This window comes from Mycolicibacterium sp. CBM1, from assembly GCF_054073305.1.
Genome location: NZ_JBSXPP010000018.1, coordinates 94,732 through 117,394, shown reverse-complemented (window position 1 = coordinate 117,394; position 22,663 = coordinate 94,732). Strand labels below are relative to the sequence as shown.

Annotated in this window: 21 protein-coding genes; 12 read left to right on the top strand and 9 right to left on the bottom strand. The window is 67.9% G+C overall.

Going from position 1 to position 22,663, the window contains the following annotated elements:
* Positions 1-49: 49 nt before the first annotated feature.
* Entirely contained in the window at positions 50-2,974 is a 2,925-nt protein-coding gene (locus ACXDF8_RS21860) for an aminotransferase (RefSeq protein ID WP_457225369.1), read from the top strand.
* Between the two features lie 546 nt (positions 2,975-3,520).
* On the opposite strand, the gene ACXDF8_RS21855 is transcribed toward ACXDF8_RS21860, so the two are convergent.
* Positions 3,521-4,249: an MBL fold metallo-hydrolase gene (locus ACXDF8_RS21855; protein WP_457225368.1), complete on the bottom strand. Its 729-nt coding sequence runs from the start codon at positions 4,247-4,249 to the stop codon at positions 3,521-3,523.
* A gap of 189 nt (positions 4,250-4,438) precedes the next feature.
* On the opposite strand from ACXDF8_RS21855, the gene ACXDF8_RS21850 reads away from it, so the two are divergent.
* From ACXDF8_RS21850 to ACXDF8_RS21840, 3 genes are read left to right on the top strand one after another with little or no spacing between them, the layout of a single operon-like run.
* Entirely contained in the window at positions 4,439-5,713 is a 1,275-nt protein-coding gene (locus ACXDF8_RS21850) for an MMP alpha-(1->4)-mannosyltransferase (protein WP_457225367.1), read from the top strand.
* The gene (locus ACXDF8_RS21845; protein WP_457225366.1) at positions 5,707-6,438 is read left to right on the top strand and encodes a class I SAM-dependent methyltransferase; all 732 of its coding nucleotides are present in this window, start codon (positions 5,707-5,709) and stop codon (positions 6,436-6,438) included. Before ACXDF8_RS21850 ends, ACXDF8_RS21845 begins: the two co-directional genes overlap by 7 nt.
* On the top strand, positions 6,422-7,498 hold the full coding sequence (locus ACXDF8_RS21840; RefSeq protein ID WP_457225365.1) for an MMP endo-(1,4)-3-O-methyl-alpha-D-mannosidase: 1,077 nt from the start codon (positions 6,422-6,424) through the stop codon (positions 7,496-7,498). Before ACXDF8_RS21845 ends, ACXDF8_RS21840 begins: the two co-directional genes overlap by 17 nt.
* On the opposite strand, the gene ACXDF8_RS21835 is transcribed toward ACXDF8_RS21840, so the two are convergent.
* The gene (locus ACXDF8_RS21835) at positions 7,488-8,168 is read right to left on the bottom strand and encodes a class I SAM-dependent methyltransferase (protein WP_457225364.1); all 681 of its coding nucleotides are present in this window, start codon (positions 8,166-8,168) and stop codon (positions 7,488-7,490) included. The two genes, ACXDF8_RS21840 and ACXDF8_RS21835, sit on opposite strands and share 11 nt — an antisense overlap.
* 82 nt (positions 8,169-8,250) lie before the next feature.
* On the opposite strand from ACXDF8_RS21835, the gene ACXDF8_RS21830 reads away from it, so the two are divergent.
* From ACXDF8_RS21830 to ACXDF8_RS21815, 4 genes are all read left to right on the top strand, one after another.
* Positions 8,251-8,823: a TetR/AcrR family transcriptional regulator gene (locus ACXDF8_RS21830; protein WP_457225363.1), complete on the top strand. Its 573-nt coding sequence runs from the start codon at positions 8,251-8,253 to the stop codon at positions 8,821-8,823.
* A gap of 65 nt (positions 8,824-8,888) precedes the next feature.
* Complete coding sequence (locus ACXDF8_RS21825) at positions 8,889-9,236, top strand: DUF6328 family protein (RefSeq protein ID WP_457225362.1); 348 nt, start codon at positions 8,889-8,891, stop codon at positions 9,234-9,236.
* 71 nt (positions 9,237-9,307) lie between these two features.
* The gene (locus ACXDF8_RS21820; protein ID WP_457225361.1) at positions 9,308-10,159 is read left to right on the top strand and encodes a DoxX family membrane protein; all 852 of its coding nucleotides are present in this window, start codon (positions 9,308-9,310) and stop codon (positions 10,157-10,159) included.
* Between the two features lie 91 nt (positions 10,160-10,250).
* Positions 10,251-10,793, top strand: coding sequence for an RDD family protein (locus ACXDF8_RS21815; RefSeq protein WP_457225360.1), 543 nt, complete (start codon positions 10,251-10,253; stop codon positions 10,791-10,793).
* Between the two features lie 4 nt (positions 10,794-10,797).
* Here the strand turns inward: ACXDF8_RS21815 and ACXDF8_RS21810 are convergent, their stop codons facing one another.
* A complete protein-coding gene (locus ACXDF8_RS21810; protein ID WP_457225359.1) occupies positions 10,798-12,234 on the bottom strand; it encodes a GntP family permease in 1,437 nt (478 codons plus the stop codon).
* On the bottom strand, positions 12,231-12,731 hold the full coding sequence (locus ACXDF8_RS21805) for a gluconokinase (protein ID WP_457225358.1): 501 nt from the start codon (positions 12,729-12,731) through the stop codon (positions 12,231-12,233). Before ACXDF8_RS21805 ends, ACXDF8_RS21810 begins: the two co-directional genes overlap by 4 nt.
* 138 nt (positions 12,732-12,869) lie before the next feature.
* Here ACXDF8_RS21805 and ACXDF8_RS21800 point away from each other — a divergent pair, with 138 nt between their 5' ends.
* Positions 12,870-13,574 (top strand): FadR/GntR family transcriptional regulator, encoded by a 705-nt coding sequence (locus ACXDF8_RS21800; protein ID WP_457225389.1) that lies wholly within the window; start codon positions 12,870-12,872, stop codon positions 13,572-13,574.
* A 2-nt stretch (positions 13,575-13,576) separates the two neighbouring features.
* Here ACXDF8_RS21800 and ACXDF8_RS21795 read toward each other — a convergent pair whose 3' ends face one another.
* On the bottom strand, positions 13,577-14,338 hold the full coding sequence (locus ACXDF8_RS21795) for a DUF4333 domain-containing protein (protein WP_457225357.1): 762 nt from the start codon (positions 14,336-14,338) through the stop codon (positions 13,577-13,579).
* 108 nt (positions 14,339-14,446) lie between these two features.
* Between ACXDF8_RS21795 and ACXDF8_RS21790 the strand changes: the two genes are divergently transcribed.
* Positions 14,447-15,334, top strand: coding sequence for an SCO6745 family protein (locus tag ACXDF8_RS21790; protein ID WP_457225356.1), 888 nt, complete (start codon positions 14,447-14,449; stop codon positions 15,332-15,334).
* Positions 15,335-15,394: 60 nt separating this feature from the next.
* Here the strand turns inward: ACXDF8_RS21790 and ACXDF8_RS21785 are convergent, their stop codons facing one another.
* Both ACXDF8_RS21785 and ACXDF8_RS21780 read right to left on the bottom strand, forming a co-directional pair.
* Positions 15,395-17,419, bottom strand: coding sequence for a DUF7064 domain-containing protein (locus tag ACXDF8_RS21785; RefSeq protein ID WP_457225355.1), 2,025 nt, complete (start codon positions 17,417-17,419; stop codon positions 15,395-15,397).
* A 33-nt stretch (positions 17,420-17,452) separates the two neighbouring features.
* The gene (locus tag ACXDF8_RS21780) at positions 17,453-18,973 is read right to left on the bottom strand and encodes a carboxylesterase/lipase family protein (protein WP_457225354.1); all 1,521 of its coding nucleotides are present in this window, start codon (positions 18,971-18,973) and stop codon (positions 17,453-17,455) included.
* A gap of 76 nt (positions 18,974-19,049) precedes the next feature.
* Between ACXDF8_RS21780 and ACXDF8_RS21775 the strand changes: the two genes are divergently transcribed.
* Together ACXDF8_RS21775 and ACXDF8_RS21770 are read left to right on the top strand one after the other, a co-directional pair.
* Positions 19,050-19,730, top strand: coding sequence for a hypothetical protein (locus ACXDF8_RS21775; protein ID WP_457225353.1), 681 nt, complete (start codon positions 19,050-19,052; stop codon positions 19,728-19,730).
* Between the two features lie 237 nt (positions 19,731-19,967).
* Positions 19,968-20,510: an NAD(P)H-dependent oxidoreductase gene (locus ACXDF8_RS21770; RefSeq protein ID WP_457225352.1), complete on the top strand. Its 543-nt coding sequence runs from the start codon at positions 19,968-19,970 to the stop codon at positions 20,508-20,510.
* A gap of 24 nt (positions 20,511-20,534) precedes the next feature.
* On the opposite strand, the gene ACXDF8_RS21765 is transcribed toward ACXDF8_RS21770, so the two are convergent.
* Together ACXDF8_RS21765 and ACXDF8_RS21760 are read right to left on the bottom strand one after the other, a co-directional pair.
* A complete protein-coding gene (locus ACXDF8_RS21765; protein ID WP_457225351.1) occupies positions 20,535-21,632 on the bottom strand; it encodes an LLM class flavin-dependent oxidoreductase in 1,098 nt (365 codons plus the stop codon).
* A 13-nt stretch (positions 21,633-21,645) separates the two neighbouring features.
* Positions 21,646-22,659 (bottom strand): ABC transporter substrate-binding protein, encoded by a 1,014-nt coding sequence (locus ACXDF8_RS21760; RefSeq protein ID WP_457225388.1) that lies wholly within the window; start codon positions 22,657-22,659, stop codon positions 21,646-21,648.
* Positions 22,660-22,663 lie beyond the last annotated feature (4 nt).

Here is a 22,663-nt window from a genome sequence, read left to right as displayed (position 1 = left end):
GCGCAGTACAGTGAGACCGCCGAATTCGCCGATGAGGATGCCCGCACACATGACTCTGTTCGACTTCTTCCAAGCCGGGGAGCTGCCCGTGCCTGCCATCACCGACGTGCAGGCCCGAGAGATCGCCAAGCAGCATTTCGGGGTCGACGCCGTCGTCACGGCGCTGGGCAGCCAACAGGATGCCAACTTCTTGCTCTGCGGCTCCGGCGGCGGCCCGGTCGGGGTGCTCAAGATCGCCAACCCAGCGTTCTCCCGCATCGAAATCGAGGCTCAGGACGCCGCTGCCGAGCACATCTGCCGAAGCGAGCCGGGGGTGCGTGCGGCCACGAACGTGGCGTTGCCCGGCACGCCAAGCATCGCCGAGCTGCGCGACGGGGACGGCACGACGCTCTACGGGCGGATCATCTCCTATCTGTCCGGCGGGACCATGAGCGGCGAGGACTACGTGAGCCCGGTCCGCGCCGCCGCGCTGGGCACGCTGGCCGGCCGCGCCGCCCGTGCCCTGGCCGGGTTCGATCACCCGGGCGTCGACCGGATCCTGCAGTGGGATCTGCGGTATGCGCAGCGCATCGTCGAGGTCCTCGCCCCGCATGTCGCAGATGCCGGTCGCCGTCACGCCGTCGAGGCCGCTGCCGACGCGGCGTGGCAGGTGGTGGCCGACCTCGCCGACGACCTCCCCGTCCAGGTGATCCACGGCGACATCACCGACGACAACGTGGTGTGCAGCGCGGCGGAGACCGGCAGGCTGCCCGACGGCATTATCGACCTCGGTGACCTGACCCGGTCCTGGACGATCGGCGAGTTGGCGGTGGCGGTCTCCTCGTTGCTGCGGCACGAGGGCGGCGAGCCGGCTGCCACCCTGCCGGCCATCGCCGCGTTCCACGCGGTGCGTCCGCTCGGTGCGGCCGAGATCGAGGCACTGTGGCCACTGGTGGTGCTGCGGGCCGCGGTGCTGGTGGTCAGTGGCCAGCACCAGGCCGCGATCGATGCCGGCAACGAATACGCCACCAACGCACTGGATTTCGAGTGGCGGATCTTCGAGCGCGCGATCGAAGTGCCCATCGAAGTGATGACCGCTCAGATTCGTGCCGCCCTGGGCGCCGCACACCCTCTCGACACGCCTGCGGTCGAGTCGGCGTTGATCAGGCCCGCCGGCGCGGTGGTGCGGCTGGATCTGTCCAGCGACTCCGACGCGGTCGACGCCGGGGCGTGGCTGGACGCCGGACTCGAGGACCGGCTCGCCGCCGAGGCGCTGGCCGCGGGCGCGACCGGTGCCGCGACGACGTTCGGTCAGCCGCGGCTGTCCCGTTCGATACCACTGAATCCGGATTCCGCGCCCACCGTGGGCACCGGCGTTGATTTCTGGCCGAGCGCACCTGTGCCGCTGTCCGCCCCCTGGTCCGGTGTTGTCGAGACGGCCGGTGACGCGCTCACGCTCACCGGCACGGCGGGCACAATCGAGATCCGCGGTGCACTTCGCGTGGCGGACGGGCTGCAGTCCGGGGCCGGCGTAGCCGCCGGCGCCCCGCTCGGCATGGTCGACGGACGCGTCTGGATTCAGTGGTGTCGGCAGCAGTCGCCTGCCGTTCCCGACTTCGTCCGGCCCGAGTACGCGGCCGGGTGGCTGAGCCTGGTCGACGACCCCAGCGCACTACTGGGCCTGGCCCCGGTCGCCGGTGAGAGCGCGGCCGGTAGTGAGGCGTTGTGGCGCCGCCGCGGGGACTCCTTCGCCACGGTGCAGGAGCACTACTACCGCAACCCGCCCCGTATCGAGCGCGGCTGGCGCGAGCACATGCTGGACACCGACGCCCGCAGCTATCTGGACATGGTCAACAACGTCGCGATCCTCGGGCACGGCCATCCTGTGCTCGCCGATGTGGTCGCCCGCCAGTGGCGCCGGCTCAACACCAACTCCCGGTTCAACTACGGCGCGGTGGTGGCGTTGTCCGAACGGCTGGCGGCCACCCTGCCCGAGCCGTTGGACACCGTCTTCCTGGTGAACTCGGGCTCCGAAGCAGGTGACCTGGCGCTGCGGTTGGCGATGGCGGCGACGGGCCGCCACGACGTGATCGCGGTGGCCGAGGCCTATCACGGCTGGACCTACGCCACCGACGCCGTGTCGACGTCGATCGCCGACAATCCCAACGCCCTGGCGACGAGGCCCGGCTGGGTACACACGGTGCCCTCCCCCAACCCCTACCGCGGTGAGCATCGCGGCCCGAACGCCGCACGCTATGCCCCAGAGGCCGTCGAGATCATCGAACGTCTTGTCGCACAAGGGCATCTACCCGCGGCGTTCATCTGTGAGCCGTTCTACGGCAATGCCGGCGGGATGGCGCTGCCCGACGGGTACCTGCGTGCGGTATACGCCGCGGTCCGCGCCGCCGGCGGTCTGGCGATCGCCGACGAGGTGCAGGTCGGCTACGGCCGCACCGGCCGCTGGTTCTGGGCCTTCCAGCAACAGGACGTGATTCCCGACATCGTCACCGTGGCCAAGGCCATGGGCAACGGTCAGCCGCTGGGCGCGGTGATCACCACCCGGGAGATCGCCGAGAAGTACCGCACCCAGGGCTACTTCTTCTCCTCGGCGGGCGGCAGCCCGGTGTCGTGCGTCGTCGGTCTGACGGTGCTCGACATGATCGAGAAGGAAGGTCTGCAGGAGAACGCGCTGACCATCGGCGACCACCTGCGCTCCCGCATCGAAGCGCTGGCCACTCGCCACCACCTGATCGGCACCGTGCACGGCAGCGGGCTCTACATGGGGATCGAACTGGTTCGTGACCGCACTACGCTGGAGCCCGCCGACGAGGAGACCTCCGCGATCTGCGAGCGGATGCGCGAACTCGGGGTCATCGTGCAACCCACCGGGGACCGGCAGAACGTGCTGAAGGTCAAGCCGCCGATGTGTATCAGCCGGGAGTCCGCGGACTTCTTCGTCGACACCCTCGATCGGGTGCTGTCGACCGGCTGGTGAGCGTCCGGCGCGACAGCTAGCCGGTCGCCGGCGCGAGCAGACATCGGGTTCGCCGTCCCGGTGCCTTCGTAGTGGTACTAGACGGTCCACAGGTACTGGCGAGGACCCCGGGAAGTGAACCGCTCAGCAAATAACGCTGCCGAGAATGACACGCACCCGCCCACTGGTTCAACCAGTTGGCGGCGAATACTCGAGCGGGGGTTGTTCCAAGCTGCGAAGTGAGAGGGTGGACACCGTGGAAGTGCCCCGCTCCCCGCCGGTGCAACCGTCTCCGGCAGCGTGTTCATACGAGAGCTGGCCCTGACCCTGAAGGTCAGCCGCCACTCGGCGCGAGAAGCGCTCAAGTGGCTGCAGCAGGCCGACGACGAGCAGCTCGCTGCGGTGTCGGCCGCCGCAGCGGACTACCCGGAATCTGGAGACATCACCTATCGACTCGCACAGAACACCCTCGTCCGCTCCACCGACGACATCGGGCGCGAGTTCTACGTTCACCTCGACGCCGATGCGTTGATCGCCAAATACATCTCGACGTTGCCGCCGCGATCGTCAGCCGTGACGCAGATCTGGAACCTCCCCGCGGGCGGCCAGCCAGTCCCGCTGGCGGCGCACGAACGCAGCGTCAACCGTCGCGCCGTGACCCGGTACGTACGCAGCCGCCGGACCGCCCAGGGCCAGCAACCGGTCCAACGTACTCGGCCAGGCCGCCAGGTCCGAGCCGGCGTCGATCGCCGGGTCCGCCGACTCCTCGACCAAGTCGCCACAGAAGACGACGACCCGCTGATGCGGTGTGCCGGCACCGATCGCGACGACCAGGTCGTGGTCGGTGTGGCCGCGGCCGGGGTGCTCGACATGGGCGATCCGGCCACCGAGGTCCAGATCTGCGGTGGCCACCACATGGTCGAGCGCACGGATCCCAGCGATCGCGGCATCGACCTGCTGAGGGTCGGCGCCGTAGGACAGAGCGTCCGTGCGAACCTCCCCGACGCGGGTGGTCAGCGCCGCCGCGACGGCCGGCGAACCGTAGAGCTGGGCGTCGCCGAAAGCCGCGGAGCCCAGGATGTGGTCGAAGTGGTGATGGGTCAACACCACGTGGGTGACCGCCGAACCGGTAAGTTCAACGACGTCCATGGCGATCGCATGGGCCTCGGAAAGTGTTGTGCCGCAATCGATCAGCAACGTACCGTCACGCCCCTGCACCAATCCGACCGTAACGTCGAGGAATGGCAGTCGACAGCGGCAGACACCGTCGGACAACGCCCGCCAGTCGTGGTGCACGTGTACCAAATTAGACTGGCAGCGATGGTGCCGCAGGGCACTTACGTTGCACTGTGTAGCTAATCGAATTATAGTCCAGACACATGTCCAGACAGCTCGCTGCCAACGTCCGGGTACTTCCACGATGACATATGCGGGCCCAGCGGGTAACCCTGCCGCATCGGTCATGGACATTGCAGGAGCGTGAGTATGCGGATTGCGTTGTTGTCCTACCGCAGCAAGACCCACTGTGGCGGGCAGGGCGTCTACGTGCGCTATCTCAGCCGTGGCCTGGTGGAACTCGGGCACGAGGTCGAGGTCTTCTCCGGGCAGCCCTACCCTGAGCTGCTCGACCCGCGGGTGCGACTCACCGAGGTTCCCAGCCTCGACCTGTACCGCGAGCCCGATCCGTTCCGGGTGCCACACCCCCGTGAGATCCGGGACCACATCGACATGCTCGAGTTGGCCACGATGTGGACGTCGGGCTTCCCCGAACCACGCACTTTCAGCCTGCGCGCTGCCCGGTTGCTCGCGGCTCGGCGCGGCGAGTTCGACGTGGTGCACGACAACCAATGCCTGGGCACCGGGCTGCTCAAGTTGGCCCGAACGGGCCTTCCCGTGGTGGCAACCGTGCACCACCCCATCACCCGCGATCGCGAGTTGGATCTGGCGGCCGCCCAATGGTGGCGAAAGCCGTTGGTGCACAGGTGGTACGGCTTTGCCCAGATGCAGAAGAGGGTCGCCCGCAACATCCCCGACCTACTGACTGTGTCGTCGTCGTCGGCCACCGACATCGCCGACGACTTCGGGGTCAGTCCGGATCAGCTGCGGGTGGTGCCGCTCGGCGTCGACACCGAACTGTTCAAGCCGTCCGACCAGCCCCGGGTGCCCGGCCGGATCATCGCGATCTCCAGCGCCGACCGGCCCCTCAAGGGCATCGGCCACCTGCTGCACGCGGTGGCAAAGCTTCGTGCCGAGCACGAACTGGAGCTGCAGCTCGTCGCCAAGCTCGAGCCCAACGGCCCCACGGAAAAGCTCATCGCCGAGCTCGGCATCAGCGACATCGTGCACACCTCCAGCGGCCTGTCCGACGACGAACTGGCCCGCTTGTTTGCTTCCGCTGAAATCGCTTGCATTCCTTCGATGTACGAAGGCTTCTCACTGCCTGCGGTCGAAGCGATGGCGAGCGGTACGCCGATCGTCGCCAGCCGGGCGGGCGCACTGCCCGAGGTGCTCGGCCCCTCCGGTGAATGTGCCGACCTGGTGACCCCGGGTGACGTCACCGAACTCATCGGCGCGCTCGGCGAACTGCTGGACTCGCCGGCACGCCGCCAGTGGCTGGGTGCGGCCGGCCGCCGGCGGGCTCTGGAGGTGTTCAGCTGGGAATCGGTAGCCGCCCAGACGGTGCGCGTCTACGAGCAGGCCATCGCGCGATCCGGTCGCCGGGTCGCCGACACCGTGGAGGCGGTTGACGAATCATGCTGACCGTGGATTACGACCGGCTCGACGTGGGGCCCGGCAAGAAAGTCATCGACGTCGGCTGCGGCGCGGGCAGGCACAGCTATGAGGCCTACCGGCGCGGCGCCAATGTGATCGCTTTCGACCAGGACGCCACCGAACTGGCCAACGTCGACACCCTCCTGCAGGCCATGGGGCAGGCCGGTGAGGCGCCGGCTTCGGCCAAGGCGCAGGTCGTCGTCGGCGACGCGCTGGCCCTGCCCTACCCCGACGCGACGTTCGACTGCGTGATCGCCTCGGAGATCCTCGAACACATCCCCGACGACGACAGCGCGATCGCCGAGCTGATCCGGGTGCTCAAGCCCGGCGGCAAGCTGGCGGTGACGGTGCCCCGGTGGCTACCCGAACGTATCTGCTGGCTGCTGTCGGACGAATACCATGCCAACGAGGGCGGTCACATCCGGATCTACAAGGCCGACGAGTTGCGCGCCAAGCTCGTGCGCGGCGGACTCACCTTCACCCATGCCCATCATGCCCACGCCCTTCATTCCCCGTTCTGGTGGCTCAAGTGCGCGGTCGGGGTCGAAAAGCCGGACCACCCAGCGGTTAAGGCCTATCACAAGCTGCTGGTGTGGGACATGATGTCGCGGCCGGCGCTGACCCGGGTGGCCGAATCCGCGCTCAACCCGCTGGTCGGTAAGAGCGTGGCACTCTACTTCGAGAAGCCGATCACGGATGCAGCGGCCGTCTGACCTGGCGGGCGTGCCGGGCATCGCCGGCGTGCTCACCCCGCAACAGTGCCGTCAGACGGCCGAATCCATTGTCGCCGTGCAGGAATCATCCGGTGAGATCCCCTGGTCGGAGACCGGGCACACCGATGTCTGGGATCACATCGAGTGCGCCATGGCGCTGACCGCCGCCGGCCTGATCGAGGCAGCCCGTGCCGCCTACGACTGGTGCCGCCGCGAACAACGCTCCGACGGCTCCTGGCCGATCCAATACCGACGCGGGGTGATCGAGGACCCGAACAGCGACAGCAACTTCTGCGCCTACATCGCCACCGGCGTCTGGCACCACACCCTGGTGACCGGCGACCGCCGGTTCGCCGAGCACATGTGGCCGACTGTCCGCGCGGCCGTCGACTTCGTGCTGGGCCTGCAGGCCGGCACCGGTGAAATCTATTGGGCGCACGGGCCGTCCGGAGTTCTCGAGGAGGCACTGCTCACCGGATCCGCGAGTGTCTACCACAGCATCCGCTGTGCTCTCGCGCTGGCTGATCGGCTCGATGACCCGCAACCCGAATGGGAGATCGCGCTGGGACGCCTCGGCCACGCCATCGCCGAGCACCCCGATGCCTTCACCGAGAAGCCGCACCATTCGATGGACTGGTACTACCCGATCCTCGGCGGAGCGCTGCGCGGACCCGCAGCATCGGCGCGGATCGCCGCGCGCTGGGACGAATTCGTGGTCGACGGCCTCGGCATCCGCTGTGTCAACGACCGGCCGTGGGTGACCGGTGCCGAGACGTGCGAGTTGGTTATGGCCCTCGACGCCATGGGTGACCGGCACCGGGCACTGACCCAATTCGCCGCGATGCAGCACCTGCGTGAAGAAGACGGATCCTATTGGACAGGCCTGGTCTTCGCCGACGGCAAGCGCTGGCCGGTCGAGCGAACCACGTGGACCGGTGCCGCGGTCATCCTGGCCGCCGACGCACTGTCGGCGACCACCGGCGGCAGCGGCATCTTCCGCGCCGCCGAACTGCCCCGCGGCCTGGAGGGCGACTACGACTGTGAATGCGTCAGGAGCTGACGGGTTCTTCTCCGGCAACACCGGAGGTGCGCTCCAGCACGCGGAGCGAGCCCAGGCAGCCCACTTCGGCGAACTGACCGGAATCTATTGCGCGGCAATAGATGTTGAAGGGCGGCCGGCCACCATCGCGGGGGTCGGGGAAGACGTCGTGGATGACGAGCGCTCCGCCCACCGATACCCACCGCGCCCAGCCGTCGTAATCCTGTTGAGCAGCCGTCTCGCTGTGGCCGCCGTCGATGAACAGCAGTTGCAACGGCGTACGCCAGCCCCGGGCGACGACCGGAGATTTGCCCACCACAGCGACGATGGTGTCGTCGAGATCGGCCGCGTCGAGCGTCCTGCGGAACGTCGGCAGCGTATCGAACCGGCCACTGACCGGGTCCACCATCGTGGTGTCGTGGAACTCCCAGCCCTGCTGGTGCTCCTCAGACCCGTGGTGGTGGTCGACGGTGTAGAGCACGCTGTCGCGGGCGGCCGCGGCGGCGCCGAGCAGCACGGTCGACTTGCCGCAGTACGTGCCGATCTCGACCGCCACCCCGCGGTCCAGGAAGCGCAGTGCCGCGTCGTAGAGCGCCCGGCCTTCGTCGGCGGGCATGAAACCGACCACCTCGTCAGCGAGGGCGAACAGTCTAGAAGTTTGCGCGGCATGCGCAGTGTCGGTGCGGCTCATGGTACGAACCTAGCCCGTTGCCGTGGTCGATGGCCAGCGCGCGCCTTGTCGGTGCAGGTCTGTTGTAGTAGCGTCCGGACATGTGTCTGAACCGGTAGCTCGGGAGGCGACGCGCCGCCGGTTGACAGCCAAGCAGGCCGCTACGGTGGACCGCTTGGGCCGCGCCGCGGTCGACGTGCTGAGCCGAGAGGGATTCTCGGGACTGACGATCCGGATGGTCGCCGCCGAGGCCGGCGTCGGTGCAGCCACGGCCTACACCTACTTCTCATCCAAGGAGCATCTGGTCGCCGAGGTGTTCTGGCGCCGGCTGGCCTCGACTCCCGCTCCCCCGGTCGACTCCGCCGACCCGGTCGAGCGGGTGGTGGGCGTGCTACGCAACATCGCACTGCTGGTCGCCGACGAACCGGAGCTGGCCGGTGCGGTCACCACCGCACTACTCGGCAAGGACCCCGACGTCGAGCACCTACGCTTCCGCATCGGCCGCGAGATTCACCAGCGGCTGTGTTCGGCCCTTGGCGCACAGATGGATTCGGACATCATCGAGTCACTCGAACAGCTCTACGCCGGTGCGCTGGTGCGGGCTGGCATGGGATACGCGTCCTACGCCGAGATCGCCACCCGGCTGGAAGCCTCGGCGCGCATGCTCTTGACCTGACCGGCGGTCTGCGACAACCGCGTCGATGCGGGTTTCGCTGGGGCGGGCCGGGGAATCTTCACAAGGTGGATGTCGATCATCCGGAAGCCGACCAGCGCTGGAACGCCGCGGCCCGCTCAGAGACCGAGGCCGAGCGACTGGACCGTAACTGGTCCAGCCTGCTGCAGGGGTTGCGGGTGCGCACCGACTGCTGTTTCGACAACACAAAGCTGCGGCCACTGATGTCGGCCGCACACCGGTTCGCCATCGCCGGGCTTCTGCTACTGGGCGCCGCGCTCACCGGAGTAGTCGCCGTGGTGTTCGGGACCGTGCTCGGCGACTCGGCCGGAGGACTCGCGGCGATCGCGACGGCGGCGGCGATGCTGGCCGCCTGGGTAGCCTTTCCGCTCTGGCTGCGCCACCTCCGGTCCTAGCTCTGGCTGCGCCATCTCCGGTCCTAATAGCCGCGGGTTTGATCGTGCGCGCGGCCGGGAACACCGCCGCCATGTTGATTCGCAGAGTGGCGCGGCCCATGCTGGCAGCAGTGTTCATCGGTCAGGGGTTCGAGGCGCTGAGGAGTCCCAAACCGGCCGCCGAAGCCGCCCGCCCGGCACTCGAGGGTTTACAGAAGCTGCCGGAGCCCGTCGGCTCGGGCGTACCGAGGGACCCCGAGACGTTCGCAAAGATCACCGCCGCCGTTCAGGTCGGCGGCGGATTGCTGCTGGCATCGGGGCGGTTGCCGCGGCTGGCATCGGCGGCACTGGCGTTCACCGTGATTCCGGCCAACCTGGGCGCGCACATGTTCTGGGCCGAAACCGATCAGCAACTCAAAGCCCAGAAGCGGCGCGACTTCCTCACCGACATGAGCTTGCTCGGCGGGCTGATCATCGCGTCGGCCGACACCGCCGGCAAACCGTCGCTGGGGTGGCGCGGCCGGCGTGCGGCCCGCAAGGTCGGTGAAGCCGTGTCCTCGAACCTGCCCGGGTCGAGTTCGACACTGTTAGACCACGACATCATCGACAAGGTCGGCCCCAAAGTGGGACATGGCCTGCACGTTGGCGCCGAGCGCGGACGGGAACTGGCACTGGCGGCCGGTGACCGCACCGCTCCGCTGCTCGAGACCGCCCGCAAGCGTGGCGCGGTGATCGCCGACATAGCCCGCGAGCGCGGGGCCGAACTGGCCGAGGTCGCTCGGGAGCGCGGGGCCGAGTTCGCCGAGGTGGCCCGAGACCGCGGAGCCGAATTCGCCGAGGTGGCCCGCGACCATAGCGGCGATCTGGTGGACACCGCGCGATCGCGGGCACAGCAGGTGAACAAGAAGGCCGACAGGAAGGCCAAGAAGCTGGCCAAGCGCTGAACGCCTTCGGATCGTGCTGGCGCTAAGCCCCTGCTCGGTCCGGCCCGCAAGGTAGATTGGGCCGGACTGAGCACGCGGGAGGAGCGATCAGATGACCACAGGTGATTACGATCCCAATGCTTACGGTCCGCCACCTGGCGGTTATCCCCCACCACCCCCGCCGAATCCGTACGCCCAGCCCGGCTACGGCGCCTACCCGCCGCCGGCACCCGGCGGTCAGCCCGGCGGGCTGGGATTGCGGTTCGCCGCGCGACTGATCGACGGCATTTTCGTCGCGATCGTGGCATTCCTGCTCGCACTCGTCGTCCACGCGACGAGCAACATCCTTGTCACCGGTCTGTTTTCGGGTCTGCTGACCTTCATCTACTTCGTCGCCTTCGAGGTCACTCAGGGCTGGACGCCGGCCAAGAAACTACTCGGGCTCAGCGTGCACGGCCCCGGTGGGGCGCCGAAGCCGACCGTGCAACAGTCGGCAATCCGCAACTCCTTCACCCTGCTCTCGGTGATCCCCTACATCGGCGGATTGCTGGCCGTCATCGCCTACATCGTGATCGCGGTGACGATCAACAGCAGCCCGACCAAGCAGGGCAAGCACGACGAACTGGCCGGCGGCACCCAGGTCGTCAAGAGCTGATCGCTCAGATCACCAGGCTGAGCAGCATCACCACGACGAGCCCGGTAACCGAGAGCACCGTCTCCATCAGCGACCAGGTCTTGATGGTCTGGCCGACGCTGATCCGGAAATACTGGTTGACCAACCAGAAGCCGGCATCGTTGACGTGGGAGAAGAACAGCGAGCCGGCGCCCACGGCAAGCACCACCAGCGACACCTGACCGCTGCTGAGATCCTCGGCCAGTCCGAGCATCAAGGCGGAGGCGGTGATGGTGGCGACCGTCGCCGACCCGGTCGCCAGGCGGATGAGCACGGCGAGCACCCAAGCCAGCAGGATCACCGAGACGTTCGCACCCTTGGCCCAGTCGGCCAACAAGGTGCCGATCCCACTGTCGACGAGCACCTGTTTGAAGCCGCCGCCCGCGGCAACGATGAGGATGATGCCGGCCACCGGCGGCAGCCCAGACTCCACACACTTCGTCACTTGCGCGCGAGACATCCCCGCGCCCAGGCCCAGGGTGAACAGGCCGACGATGACAGCGAGCAGCAGCGCCACCAGTGGAGTGCCCAGCACGTCGAAAGTGACTCGGAACCACTGATTTTCGTCGTCGATGAAAATGTCCACCAGGGCCTTGCCCAGCATCAGAACCACCGGTAGCAGCACGCTGAGCATGGTCATGGAGAACGAAGGCCGGTGTAGTTGGCGGTCCTGATCCGTCGCGATCGCCGCGCCGGGGCCTTCGCCGCGTGCCGCGAAATCGTCGCGTGCGAAGGTGTCCGGGGCCTCGACCACCACCCACTTGCCGGCGAGCTTGCCGAACAGCGGGCCGGCGACGATGATCGTCGGGATCGCAACGGCCACGCCGAGGGCGAGCGTCACGCCGAGGTCGGCGTCGAGCAGATTGATGGCCGTCAGCGGCCCAGGGTGCGGCGGAACGAAGCCGTGCATCGCCGAAAGGCCCGCCAGCGCTGGGATTCCAACGGTCACCAGGGACAGTTGCGAGCGCCGCGACACCAGGTAGATGACGGGCATCAGCAGCACCAGGCCGATCTCGAAGAACATCGGCAGCCCGATGATCGCGCCGACCAGCGCCATCGCCCACGGCAGGGCACGAGGTGAGGCGTGTCCAATGATCGTGTCGACGATCTCGTCCGCACCGCCGGAATCGGCGAGCAATTTGGCGAACATGGCACCGAGAGCGATCAGGATGCCGACGCCGGCTGCGGTGGAACCGAAGCCGTCGGAGAACGACTTGAGCACCTTCTCCAGGTTCTCCCCCGCCACGACGCCGACGGTCAGCGCACCGAAGATCAACGCGAGGAACGGATGAAGGTGCAGCACCGTGATGAGCACGACGATCACCGCGATACCGGCTAGGAACGCCAGGATGAGCTGCCAGCCCGATGCCACCGGTATGGCCAACTCCGGCGCATCGGCGAGCAGGGTACTGGTCAAGTTCATCCGTTCACTCCTGTCGAGCGAGACGCGTAGCCGTCCACGATCGAATCGATGCTCTGGTCGACATCGATGCTGATTCCGGCCTCGTCGGCGTCGAGCGGTTCGAGGGTGTCGAATTGCGAGGCGAGCAGCGACGCGGGCATGAAGTGCCCGGGCCTGCTCGCCTGCCGGCGGGCGATGACGTCCGCCGAGCCGCTCAGGTGTAGGAACGTGACGGCCGGGCAGTGGCGGCGAAGTTGGTCGCGGTAAGCGCGTTTAAGCGCCGAGCAGCTCATCACGCCCCCGTCCGGGTGTGCGGCAAGCCAGTCGCCGATCGCCTCCAACCACGGTCCGCGGTCGTCGTCGTTCAAGGCGTGCCCCGCGGTCATCTTCTCGATGTTGGCGGGCGGGTGGAAGTCGTCGGCATCGGCGAACGGGACACGCAGCCGTTGCGCCAGGGCGGCACCCACGGTCGACTTCCCCGATCCCGACACCCCCATGACGACGATGAGCTGAGCCATGCCTGCGTCCACCCTCCTGTGCAGCGTGTCACACAGGCTGCCCGAAAGATCTGATTTTTTCAACTTCATAACAACTTGGATCAGTTTTAAAGGCATCTGCTTTCCCTATGACAGCATGTATGTGTGGCAGCCGAGCAAATGGTCAGCGAGTTGCACAGCAATGTCCTGACCGGACTGGGTGAAGCCATCGTTTCGGGTCGCTATGAAGCCGGCCACGTGCTGACCCTCGACGGCGTCAGCACTCAGTACGGGGTGTCACGCTCGGTCGCTCGCGAGGCGATCCGAGTGCTGGAATCCATGGGCATGGTGGCGCCGCGCCGACGGGTCGGGATCACGATTCAACCGGCCACGAACTGGAATGTCTTCGACCCACGGGTGATTCGCTGGCGGCTGGACGCCGGTGATCGTGCTGCGCAACTACTTTCGCTGTCGGAATTGCGACGCGGCTTCGAGCCTACGGCGGCGGCGTTGGCGGCCCGTCGCGCCGACCCGCATCACTGCCGGATCCTGGCGGCGGCCGTCTCCGACATGGTGGTCCATGGACGTTCGGGCGATCTGGAGTCATACCTGTTGGCGGACAAAGTCTTCCATCGCACCCTGCTGGAAGCCAGCGGCAATGAGATGTTCCGTGCGCTCTACGACGTCGTCGCCGAGGTGCTGGCGGGACGCACCCACCACGGCATGATGCCCGCACGCCCGAACCCGGCAGCCATAGAGCTCCACGACGAGGTGGCCCGCGCCGTCCGCCTACGCGACGAATCGGCCGCCGAGCGTGCCATGCGGGCAATCATCGACGAATCGGCGGCCGCGCTCGCCGGGGACCTGTCGGACCCGGCGTCCTGACGTCAGGCCTTCGGCGCGTAGTTGTAGTTGATCCGGTTGCCGTCGACGGTGGTAACGGTCAGGGTGAAGACCTGCTTCTCGTCACCGGCCACGACCGTGCAGTCGAGGGTGTTGCCAGTCTTGCCCTCGAGGTCGCCCGCGCAATCTGCCGAATCCGGGCGCCGATTCAGTTGTGCTGCAAGCTGATCCAGTAGCGAGCTCTCTGCCTGCTGTTTGGGTAGCACCGGGATGACGGTGAAGTTCATCATCAGGCCGTCGACCTTTGTCACCTCGACGGTGCGGTTGAGCGTCACACCGCCTGCCGTCACCTCGCAGTGGGTCTCAGCGCCCTGCTCGCCGTCCAATCCGCCGGCACAGCTGACCGAGTCGACGGTGGCGCCGGACGCCTGCGACACCAGGTTGGCCACCGACTTCTCGAGCTGCTCCTTGTTCACCGCCGGGGTCATGTCGTAGCTGACGGTGGAACCCTCGACCTTGGTGACCGTCACGACGGGTTCGAAGCTGTTGGTGCTGCTAAGCATCACCTCGCAGCGGGTGGTCTTGCCGACCTGCCCGGGCAGATCGCTTTTGCAGGTCACGGTTTGGGGCCGGTGACCGGTTTTCTGCACCAGCCGCGCGGAGATGTCCTTCTCCAGGTCGGTCTTCGAGACCGCGGGCGCGTCGCCGCCGTTGACGCTGACCGAACAGCCCGTCGCCGCGGCACCGATCAGGCCCGCCAGCGCCAGCCCGACACCCAGCCGTGACAGCACAACAGCGCCCAGCATCATGACCTCCGCAGAACGAGTACGGCCGCGACGGCGGCCGAGTTCGCGAGGACGATACCAAGCCTGGGAGGCGCACCGGTGTTACCCCGGTGGTGGTTGACTGCAGAGATGGCTAGAACACCGATCCTGGCGCGCCGCTTCTTCGATCGTTACGAGCCGGTGCACGCCATCACCTACTTCGCACCGGGTGTGCGTACCGCGTTGGACGCCATGGGGTTCACCGGGTTCTGGCGCGGCTACTTCGCCGCACGTTCGGCTCCGCTGGGCCAGGTTCCCGCACAGGTCGTGACAGCGATCTTCTACAACTTCTCCACCGAGCGGGTACACAAGGCCATCCCCGCGGTCTGGGCGGTCGCGACGCCGGCTGAGATGGTACGGGTACGTCAGGACACCGCGGTGGCGGCACTGCGCGGCTACGGCCTCAGCGACGACACTCCGGAGGTGGCGCAGGCCGCCGAGCTTGCTGGGGTCGCCGCCAGGAACGCTCCTCTGGACGGGCGACCGCTGTTCGCGGCGAATCTGGCGCTGCCCTGGCCGGAAACACCGTTGGCCGCGCTCTGGCACGCTGCGACCCTGCTGCGCGAGCATCGCGGTGACGCGCATGTGGCGACACTCGTCAGCGAGGGTGTGACGGGCCGGGAGTCCAACGTGCTGCACGTCGCGGCCGGCGCCGTGCCCGCCGATTTCATCAAACGCAGCCGCGACTACTCCGACGAGGAGTGGGATGCGTGCGTCGCCGCGCTGTCGCAGCGGGGGCTGGTCAGGCCCGACTGCACACTCACCGAGGCGGGTCGGGCTCTCAAGGACCACGTCGAGCTGCGGACCGACACCCTGGCTCTAAGCGCACTCGACAGCCTCGACGACGCCGCGGTGGAGCGGCTCTTTTCGGCGTTGACGCCGATCACCCGCCAGGTCATCGCGGGTGGGGACATCCCGGCGACAACACCGATGGCGCTGCGCCGCGACGACCTCGACGACGACTCATCGGGGCTGTAGCCACCTGGTCTTCCGATGCGGCGCTGGGATTCACCGACCGTGTCGGGTCCGGCCCAACGGCTAACCGGCGACGTTGCGGTTCCACTCCACCCAGCCGACCCCTCGGCGCCCGTCGGCGGTGTCGACGGCGACCCACGCCCGGGGAAACAGGCTGACCCGGCCGTCGGGGCCGACCAGTCGGACCGGTGCGTGGCCCTGGATCTCGACTTTCGCCGCGATTGCGGCCGGCTCGTAGTCGATGGTGGTGGTCAGGGGCAATCCGTTGTCGGCGAAGGTCGCTTCGCCGGTCACCGACGTCGTCTCGGCAACCGGTTCACCCGCGCGCTGGACGTAGCCGACGCTGACCGGCGACATACCGGGGATCCGGAGGTCGACGCCGTGCAGGTGGGTGCCGTCATCGAGATGCAGCGCACTCCAGATCCAGTCCATGCTCCACCAATCACGCACTCCGTAGGAGTGGTCGCGCTGGCCGGGCACGGCCTCGATCTCGTAGCTGCGCCCGGCGATGGTGACGGTGCCGGTGACCGTGCACGGGATCTCGTAGCGGGAGGTGATGCGGTAGGCGTACGGGGTCCCCGCGGTCGTCCAGGTGAGGTGCATGGCCAGTTCGACGGGTCGGCCGGGCTCGCCGCGCAGCAGCGCCGACGGGTCGTCGTACTCCAGTGCCGAGCCGGCGACATCGACACGGTAGGACTGCAACGGGATGGTGGGGCCGTGGCGCAGTTCGGCGCCGTCGCCGTTGGCCACCGCAGGATCGGTCGGCAACGGTGCGTGGAAGTCGAGCAGTGCGACGGTCGGGATGTCGGGCCCGCACACCAGTGCGTTGATCCAGGCGACCTTCTGGTTGGGCACCAGCCCGAGGCGGATCCAGCCGCCGATGCCCTGCGCAGGATCGGCGAAATCCCAGTACCAGCTCTCGTTCCACAGGGGCTCGTCACCGGGTTGGTGCGGGCCTTCCTCTGCCGGGTCGGGTGTCAGCGCGGCGGGGGCGGGCAGGACGTCGAGGGCGCGGGTGTCCAGGACGTGGCTGCTGTGCCGGTCGAGCATCGTCAAGAACATCTGGTCCCCGCGTTCGGTGCGTTCGACGAGCATCGCCGACACCACCGCCATCATCACCCCGGCGAAGCTCTGGCGCCGAACCCCGTCGCGCACCTCCTCGAGGCTGATCGGCGGATTCGGCCCCAGCCCTTCGTGATACGCGCGCAGCAGCTCGTCGTAGTGGGCCCGCCGGTCCTCGACGGTCAGCGCGCATCCGATGAAGTACGCCACGTCGGTCATCGCCGGACCCCAGGTGACGGTCTGCCAGTCCACCACCGTCAGGTCGCGGCGCGAACCGGGTCGACCGAAGAGCATGTTGTCCAACCGGTAGTCGCCGTGCACGAGGCCGTTGATGCGGTCCGATGCCGCCTCCTCGGCCAGGTGAGCGTCGAAACTGGCGACGAAACGCTCACACACCTGCCGCTGGTCGGCGGAGATCGCCTCGCCGTACCGGTCGACGAACGCGGCGAAGAGCTGACCGATCAGTTCCTGGTTCAGCGGGGCATCCCGGTTCAGCCACTGGGCGTGGGCCAGCGTGTCGCTGCCGAGTACCGGAGCGTGCAGCCGGCCGAGTTCGCCGAGTGCCAGTTTCGCGTCTTCGATTGCGGCGCCGCGGATCTCGTCGCCGACTTCGGCAGGCGCGGCGTCGTCGATCAGGAGGGCGAAGACACCGCTCTGCGGATCGTAGGCGGCGTGGAAGCACTCGGCGATCGGTCCGCCCAGGAGTGGCGCGATGTCGGTGTAGAACTTGACCTCGCGCTCGTAGAGGCCCATCACGACACCGGTCTGCCGACTCACCGGATCACTGGCGGCCACCTTCAGGATCACCGAAGCGGGGCCGTCAGCACCCTGGGCGTAGGTGAGCCGCACCCGGTAGCACTCACTCATCTGACCGGTGCCGATGCGATCGGTGGCAAAGGCGCTGACCGCTCCGCACCCGAGCGTGGCGGTGAGCCATTCGGCAGTCAGATCGCTGGGCCGTTCGATGACGATGTCATTGGTCTGCACTCGACCAACGTAGGCCACCGCGGGGCGCGGTGAGGGCATTTCCGGGCAGCTTGTTGACAGCTGTCAAGTCGCTTAGCGGCTGGCCAGCGAGAACCCTTCCCACGCCAGCCGGCGATGCGGATGCGGGTCGTATTCGAGGCGGGTACTCCGGTCGAAGACCAGCACGGGGCGCTCGGGGTGGGTGTAGGTCGGCCAATCGTCGCCGGGCACTCCGGTCCGGCTGAAACTGCGCCAGCGGCGCTGCACCTGACGGCTCACCGTCACCGCTGAGCGCCGATCGATCCCGGCGGTCAGGGCCGCGCCGAGCGGGGTGCGGTAGACGTCGAAGACCGCCAGGAGTTCCATCGCGTGGGTCGCACCCAGCCCCGACCAGTGCAGCGTCCGTGGCGCATAGTCGTAGCGATACATGTAGGTGGGCGCGTGTGCGCCGTGCGCCTCGGCGATCTGCCAGGCCGCCGTCCCGAAGGCGAAGTCGCCGCCGAGCTGGACGCAGGCCTCCGGGCGCGGGTACCCCGGGTAGGCGGCAGTGATGCGTTCGCGGGTCTCCGGCTCGGCGTAGGCCAGCAGCCGTTCGATCGCATGCTCGGTCGTAGGTAGCAGCTTCATGAACCGGGTGAACAGCTTTCCCTCGTCGGCGTTGGTGCCGACGATCAGTGGGACGCGGTGCGCCCGGCCGGTCTTCATCGCCGCAATCGGATCCTCCGGCAGGACGTCGTCGCCGTGGGTGGGCCCGACGGCGAAAGCACCGTCCATCTCGTGCAGGCTGCGCTCGAGGAGAACATCCATCGTCGTGACGAGGTCATGGGGCCGGGCCCGCATCAGGGTCTCGGCGGCATCATCTGTGTCGGCGCCGAGCTCTTCGGCGAACTTGCGGGCGATCACCGCCGCGGTTTCCCCAGAGCTAACCAACCCGGAGGCCGGACTCTCCGAAATCGCCTGGGCAAAAAGCCCTTCAGCATCCGGTACCGCCAGCAGCGTCGCCACGGCGTGAGCACCCGCGCTCTCCCCGAAGATGGTCACGTTGGCCGGGTCGCCGCCGAAGGCGACCACGTTGTCGCGCACCCAGCGCAACGCCATCACCAGGTCGCGCAGGAACAGGTTGCTGTCGATCGGAGTGTCCGCGGTCGACAACGACGACAGGTCCAGGCAACCGAGCGCACCCAGCCGGTAGTTGACCGATACGTAGACGCATCCGCGGCGGGCCAGGGCGGCACCGTCGTAGAGGGGTGTGGCCGAACTTCCCATGATGTAGCCGCCGCCGTGGATGAAGAACATCACCGGCAGCGGCTCGTGGTCCGGTTCGCCGCTCGGCCATTGCGGCGTGACCACGTTGAGCGTCAGGCAGTCCTCCCCCATCGGTTGATACTTGCCCACCCCAAGCATCGTGTAGCGACGCTGTTGAGGAGCGCAGTTGGCGAAGCCGTGGCAGTACCGCACGCCGCGCCACGGCTGAGGCGGCTGCGGGGCGCGGAAACGCAGCGCACCCACGGGCGGACGAGCGTAGGGAATCGAGCGCCACCTGTTCACACCGTTGCGGGTGAAGCCTTCGACGACGCCGCTGATAGTGGTGGCACGGACGGTGTGTTCATGCATCGCTCGACGGTAGCGAACAATTCGCGTTCCGACGTGCCTGTCGGCTCCCCCGGCCGGCGACCGCTAGCCTGTCGGAATGCGGATCGCCGTGTTGCTCGCCGCGTCGTTGCTGGTTGCGGGATGTTCGAGTTCGACCGGCGGTCAGGCACGTCAGACGGAGCTGACCCCGATCGCTCCGTCGCGCACCGCGACGTCGTCCTCGGCGCCCACGTCGGCCACGTCGGCGACCCTCGCGCCGGCATCCGGGGTGCCGGTGGCCGAGGCCATCACCTGGGTCGAGGCCGCCCCGCCGATCGACGCCGCCCAGTACCACATTGCGCTTCGCGGTGGCGTGACCACTGAGCTGGGTGACGACGTCGCCTTCACGACGCCGGCGGGCACGACCTGTATGACCGACGCCAAGCACGGCGCGCCCGCGCTGGCCTGCCTGGTGGACCTGACCGACCCACCACAGCAACCGCCGGACACCTACGGCCAGTGGAAGGGCGGCTGGGTCGACTTCGACGGCGCCGCCGTCCAGGTCGGCTCCGCGCACGGCGACCCCGGCCGGTTCGCATATGGCCAGGGCACCGAACTGCCCTACGAGACCTCACTGTCCTTCGGTGACTATCGCTGCCGCACCGACGCCACCGCGCTGCTCTGTGTGAACTATGCCCACCAGTCCGCGATCCGGATGGCCGCGGACGGCGTGGACACCTACGCCTGCGCCCGCCAGGCGACGCCGCCGGCGGGTATCGGGGTCCAGTACGTCTGTTAGTGCCGGTGCGCCGACGGTGTCGCGCGTCGCGATGGCGTGGGTCAGCCACGCTCGCCCCCGCCGGTGATGAGCCTCACCCTGGCACTTTGGACACGTTGCACAACAACAACTCCCGGCTGACGGCCGGGATTGCCGCCGCGATCCGCGGCCCGACAATCGGGTCTGCGCCGGGAACACCCAACGCCACTGGATCTTGCGGGTGGGAACATTTGCATCTCCGGCGAAGTTGCGCGTGGGGTGAGCGAACACACCCTTGTGGTCTACGCCAATCCGCGCGGCCTCGAGTCGCGGGCCAATAGCGCGCTGCTACGGGCGATCCGGAGGTATCCCGACGTCGAGATCCGCGATTTGACAACGCTGTACCCCGATGGCGCCATCGACGTCGCCGCCGAGCAACGCGCGCTGGAGGCGGCCGACCATGTGGTCCTGCAATATCCCACGTACTGGTACTCGGTGCCGGGGCTGATGAAGAACTGGCTCGACCAGGTGATGGCGCCGGGGTGGGCCTACGGACCGGGCCGGCCTGGAGCTCTGGCCGGCAAAACCCTGCGGATCGCCACAACCACGGGCGGGACGGTCGAGGCCTACCAGCCCGGACATCTCAACGGCATCGAGTATGCCGCATTACTGGCGCCGCTGCAGGCAACCGCCCGGCGACTGGGGATGGAGTTCGCCGAACCCTTTGTGCTGCATGGCGTTCGCGAGCTGTCGGACGCCGAACTGACCGAGGCCGGGCAGCGTTACGCGGCGCTGAGCCTCGCACCCGCCCGCGCTGCCTGAGCAGCGCGTCGCGCCGGCAGGCCCCTAGGTGGCCAGGACCCCTTTGTCCCGCAGGATCGGGAAGACACCCTCGGCGAACCAGTGCGCTTCCTCCAGATGCGGATAGCCGGACAGGATGAACTCGTCGAAGCCGACCGAGTGGTACTCCCAGATCAGGTTCGCCACCTCTTGATGGCTACCGACCAGGGCGGTGCCCGCACCGCCGCGGACGAGGCCGACGCCGGCCCACAGGTTGGGGTAGATCTCCAGCTTGTCGACCCGCCCGCCGTGCAGTGCGGTCATCCGGCGCTGCCCTTCGGATTCGGAACTCGAATGCAACGTGGTCGCCTGCGCGATCTGTTCGGGGGTCAGCTCGTTCACCAATTCCTCGGCGACGGCCCACGCCGCAGCCGAGGTGTCGCGGGTGATGGTGTGCAGCCGGATCCCGAACCGCAGGGTGCGACCGCGCGCCGCGGCGAGCCGGCGCACCTCGTCGATCTTCGCCGCCGCTGCCTGGGGCGGTTCACCCCACGTCAGGTACACGTCGACATGGTCCGCGGCGACCGGCAGTGCCGCCGCAGACGAACCACCGAAATAGAACTCCGGCAACGGGTTCGGCGGCTGGGACACCCGCCCGTCACGGATCCGGTAATACTCGCCCTCGAAGTCGAACGACTCCTGTCCCCAGATCGACTTGACGACGTGCAGGAACTCGCCGGTGCGCGCGTACCGCTCGTCGTGACTCAGCCAGTCGCCGAACCTGCGTTGCTCCACGTCGTCTCCGCCGCTGACCACGTTCAGCAGCAGCCGGCCCTCGGAATACCGCTGGAACGTCGCCGCCTGTTGCGCTGCCAGCGTCGGCGGCACCAGACCGGGCCGGAACGCCACCAGGAACTTCAGTCGCTCGGTTTCGGCGAGCAGCGCCGAGGCCGTCAGCCAGGCGTCCTCGCACCAGGTTCCGGTGGGGGTCAGCACGCCCTCGAAGCCCAGCCGGTCCGCGGCGCGGGCCACCTCCGCCAGGTAACGCCGGGTGGGTGCGCGGTAGCCGGCTGGAATCGCGTGGTGCGCCGACGCGTGCGACGCTCCGACGATGGAGCGGCTGTCTCCGTTGGTGGGCAAGAACCAGAAGAATTTTGCAGGCACGGTGTGGTCCTCCTTAGTTGGCGCTGATGAGGTTCGGCTCGAGCACGGCGCTGTAGCGACGGTCGACCCACTTGGCGAAATCGGGGGCGTTCTGGATCTGCCCCGAGGAAGCGAACAGATCGGCGATCTTCTGCTCCGAGGCGACCACGTCGTCGCTCAGTGCCGTCGGCAACCGCAGGCTGCGGCCCTGCGATACTTCGGCGACCGTCAAGTCGAGACCGACTGCAGCCGAATACTTCTCGGCCCACTCCTTCGAATGATCCTGAGCCCACTTGCAAGCCTTCGCGAAGCGCACGAGCAGGTCGGACAGCGCGGTGTTGCGCTTGGGATCAGCCAGCGCCGCATCGGAGGCGATCCCGAACCAGTAGCCGTTGGTCACGCCCTTAGCCTGCGCGATGGTCCGGACCGGCAGCTGCTGCTGCGCCTGCGCGGTGTAGGGATCCCAGATCGCCCACGCGTCGGCCTGGCCGGCCTGAAATGCCGACAGCGCATCGGCCGGCTGCAGGAAGATCAGCTTGACGTCGGCCGGCGACAGGCCCGCCTTGTTCAGCTGGCCCAACACGTTTCCGTGGGCGGAGCTGCCCTTGCCGACCAGAATCGACTTGCCGCGCAGGTCGCCGACGGAGTTGATCGACGAGTCGGCGCGCACCAGGATCTGGTCGCCCATGCCGCCGCCGTTGTACGCGGCGACCACCTTGATCTTGGCGCCGGAGGCTGCACCGAAGATCGGTGGGGTGTTGCCGGTGATCGCGAAGTCGATCTTGCCTGCCGTCGCGGCCTCCACCTGCGGTGGCCCGGATGTGAAGGTGGAGAACGCGATCCGGTAAGGCAGGTTGTCCAACGCGCCGGCGGCCCGCAACAGCGCCTCGGTCCCACCCTTCTGGTCGCCGACCTGCAGGGTGAGGTCGGCGAGGTCGCTCAGCGGCACCGTGTCGGGCACTTTGGCCGCGCCGGCGTTCTCCTGCCGGGACACACACCCGGTCAGCAGCAGGCCCAACACGGCCAGCCCGACCAGCAGTCGTCGAATTGTC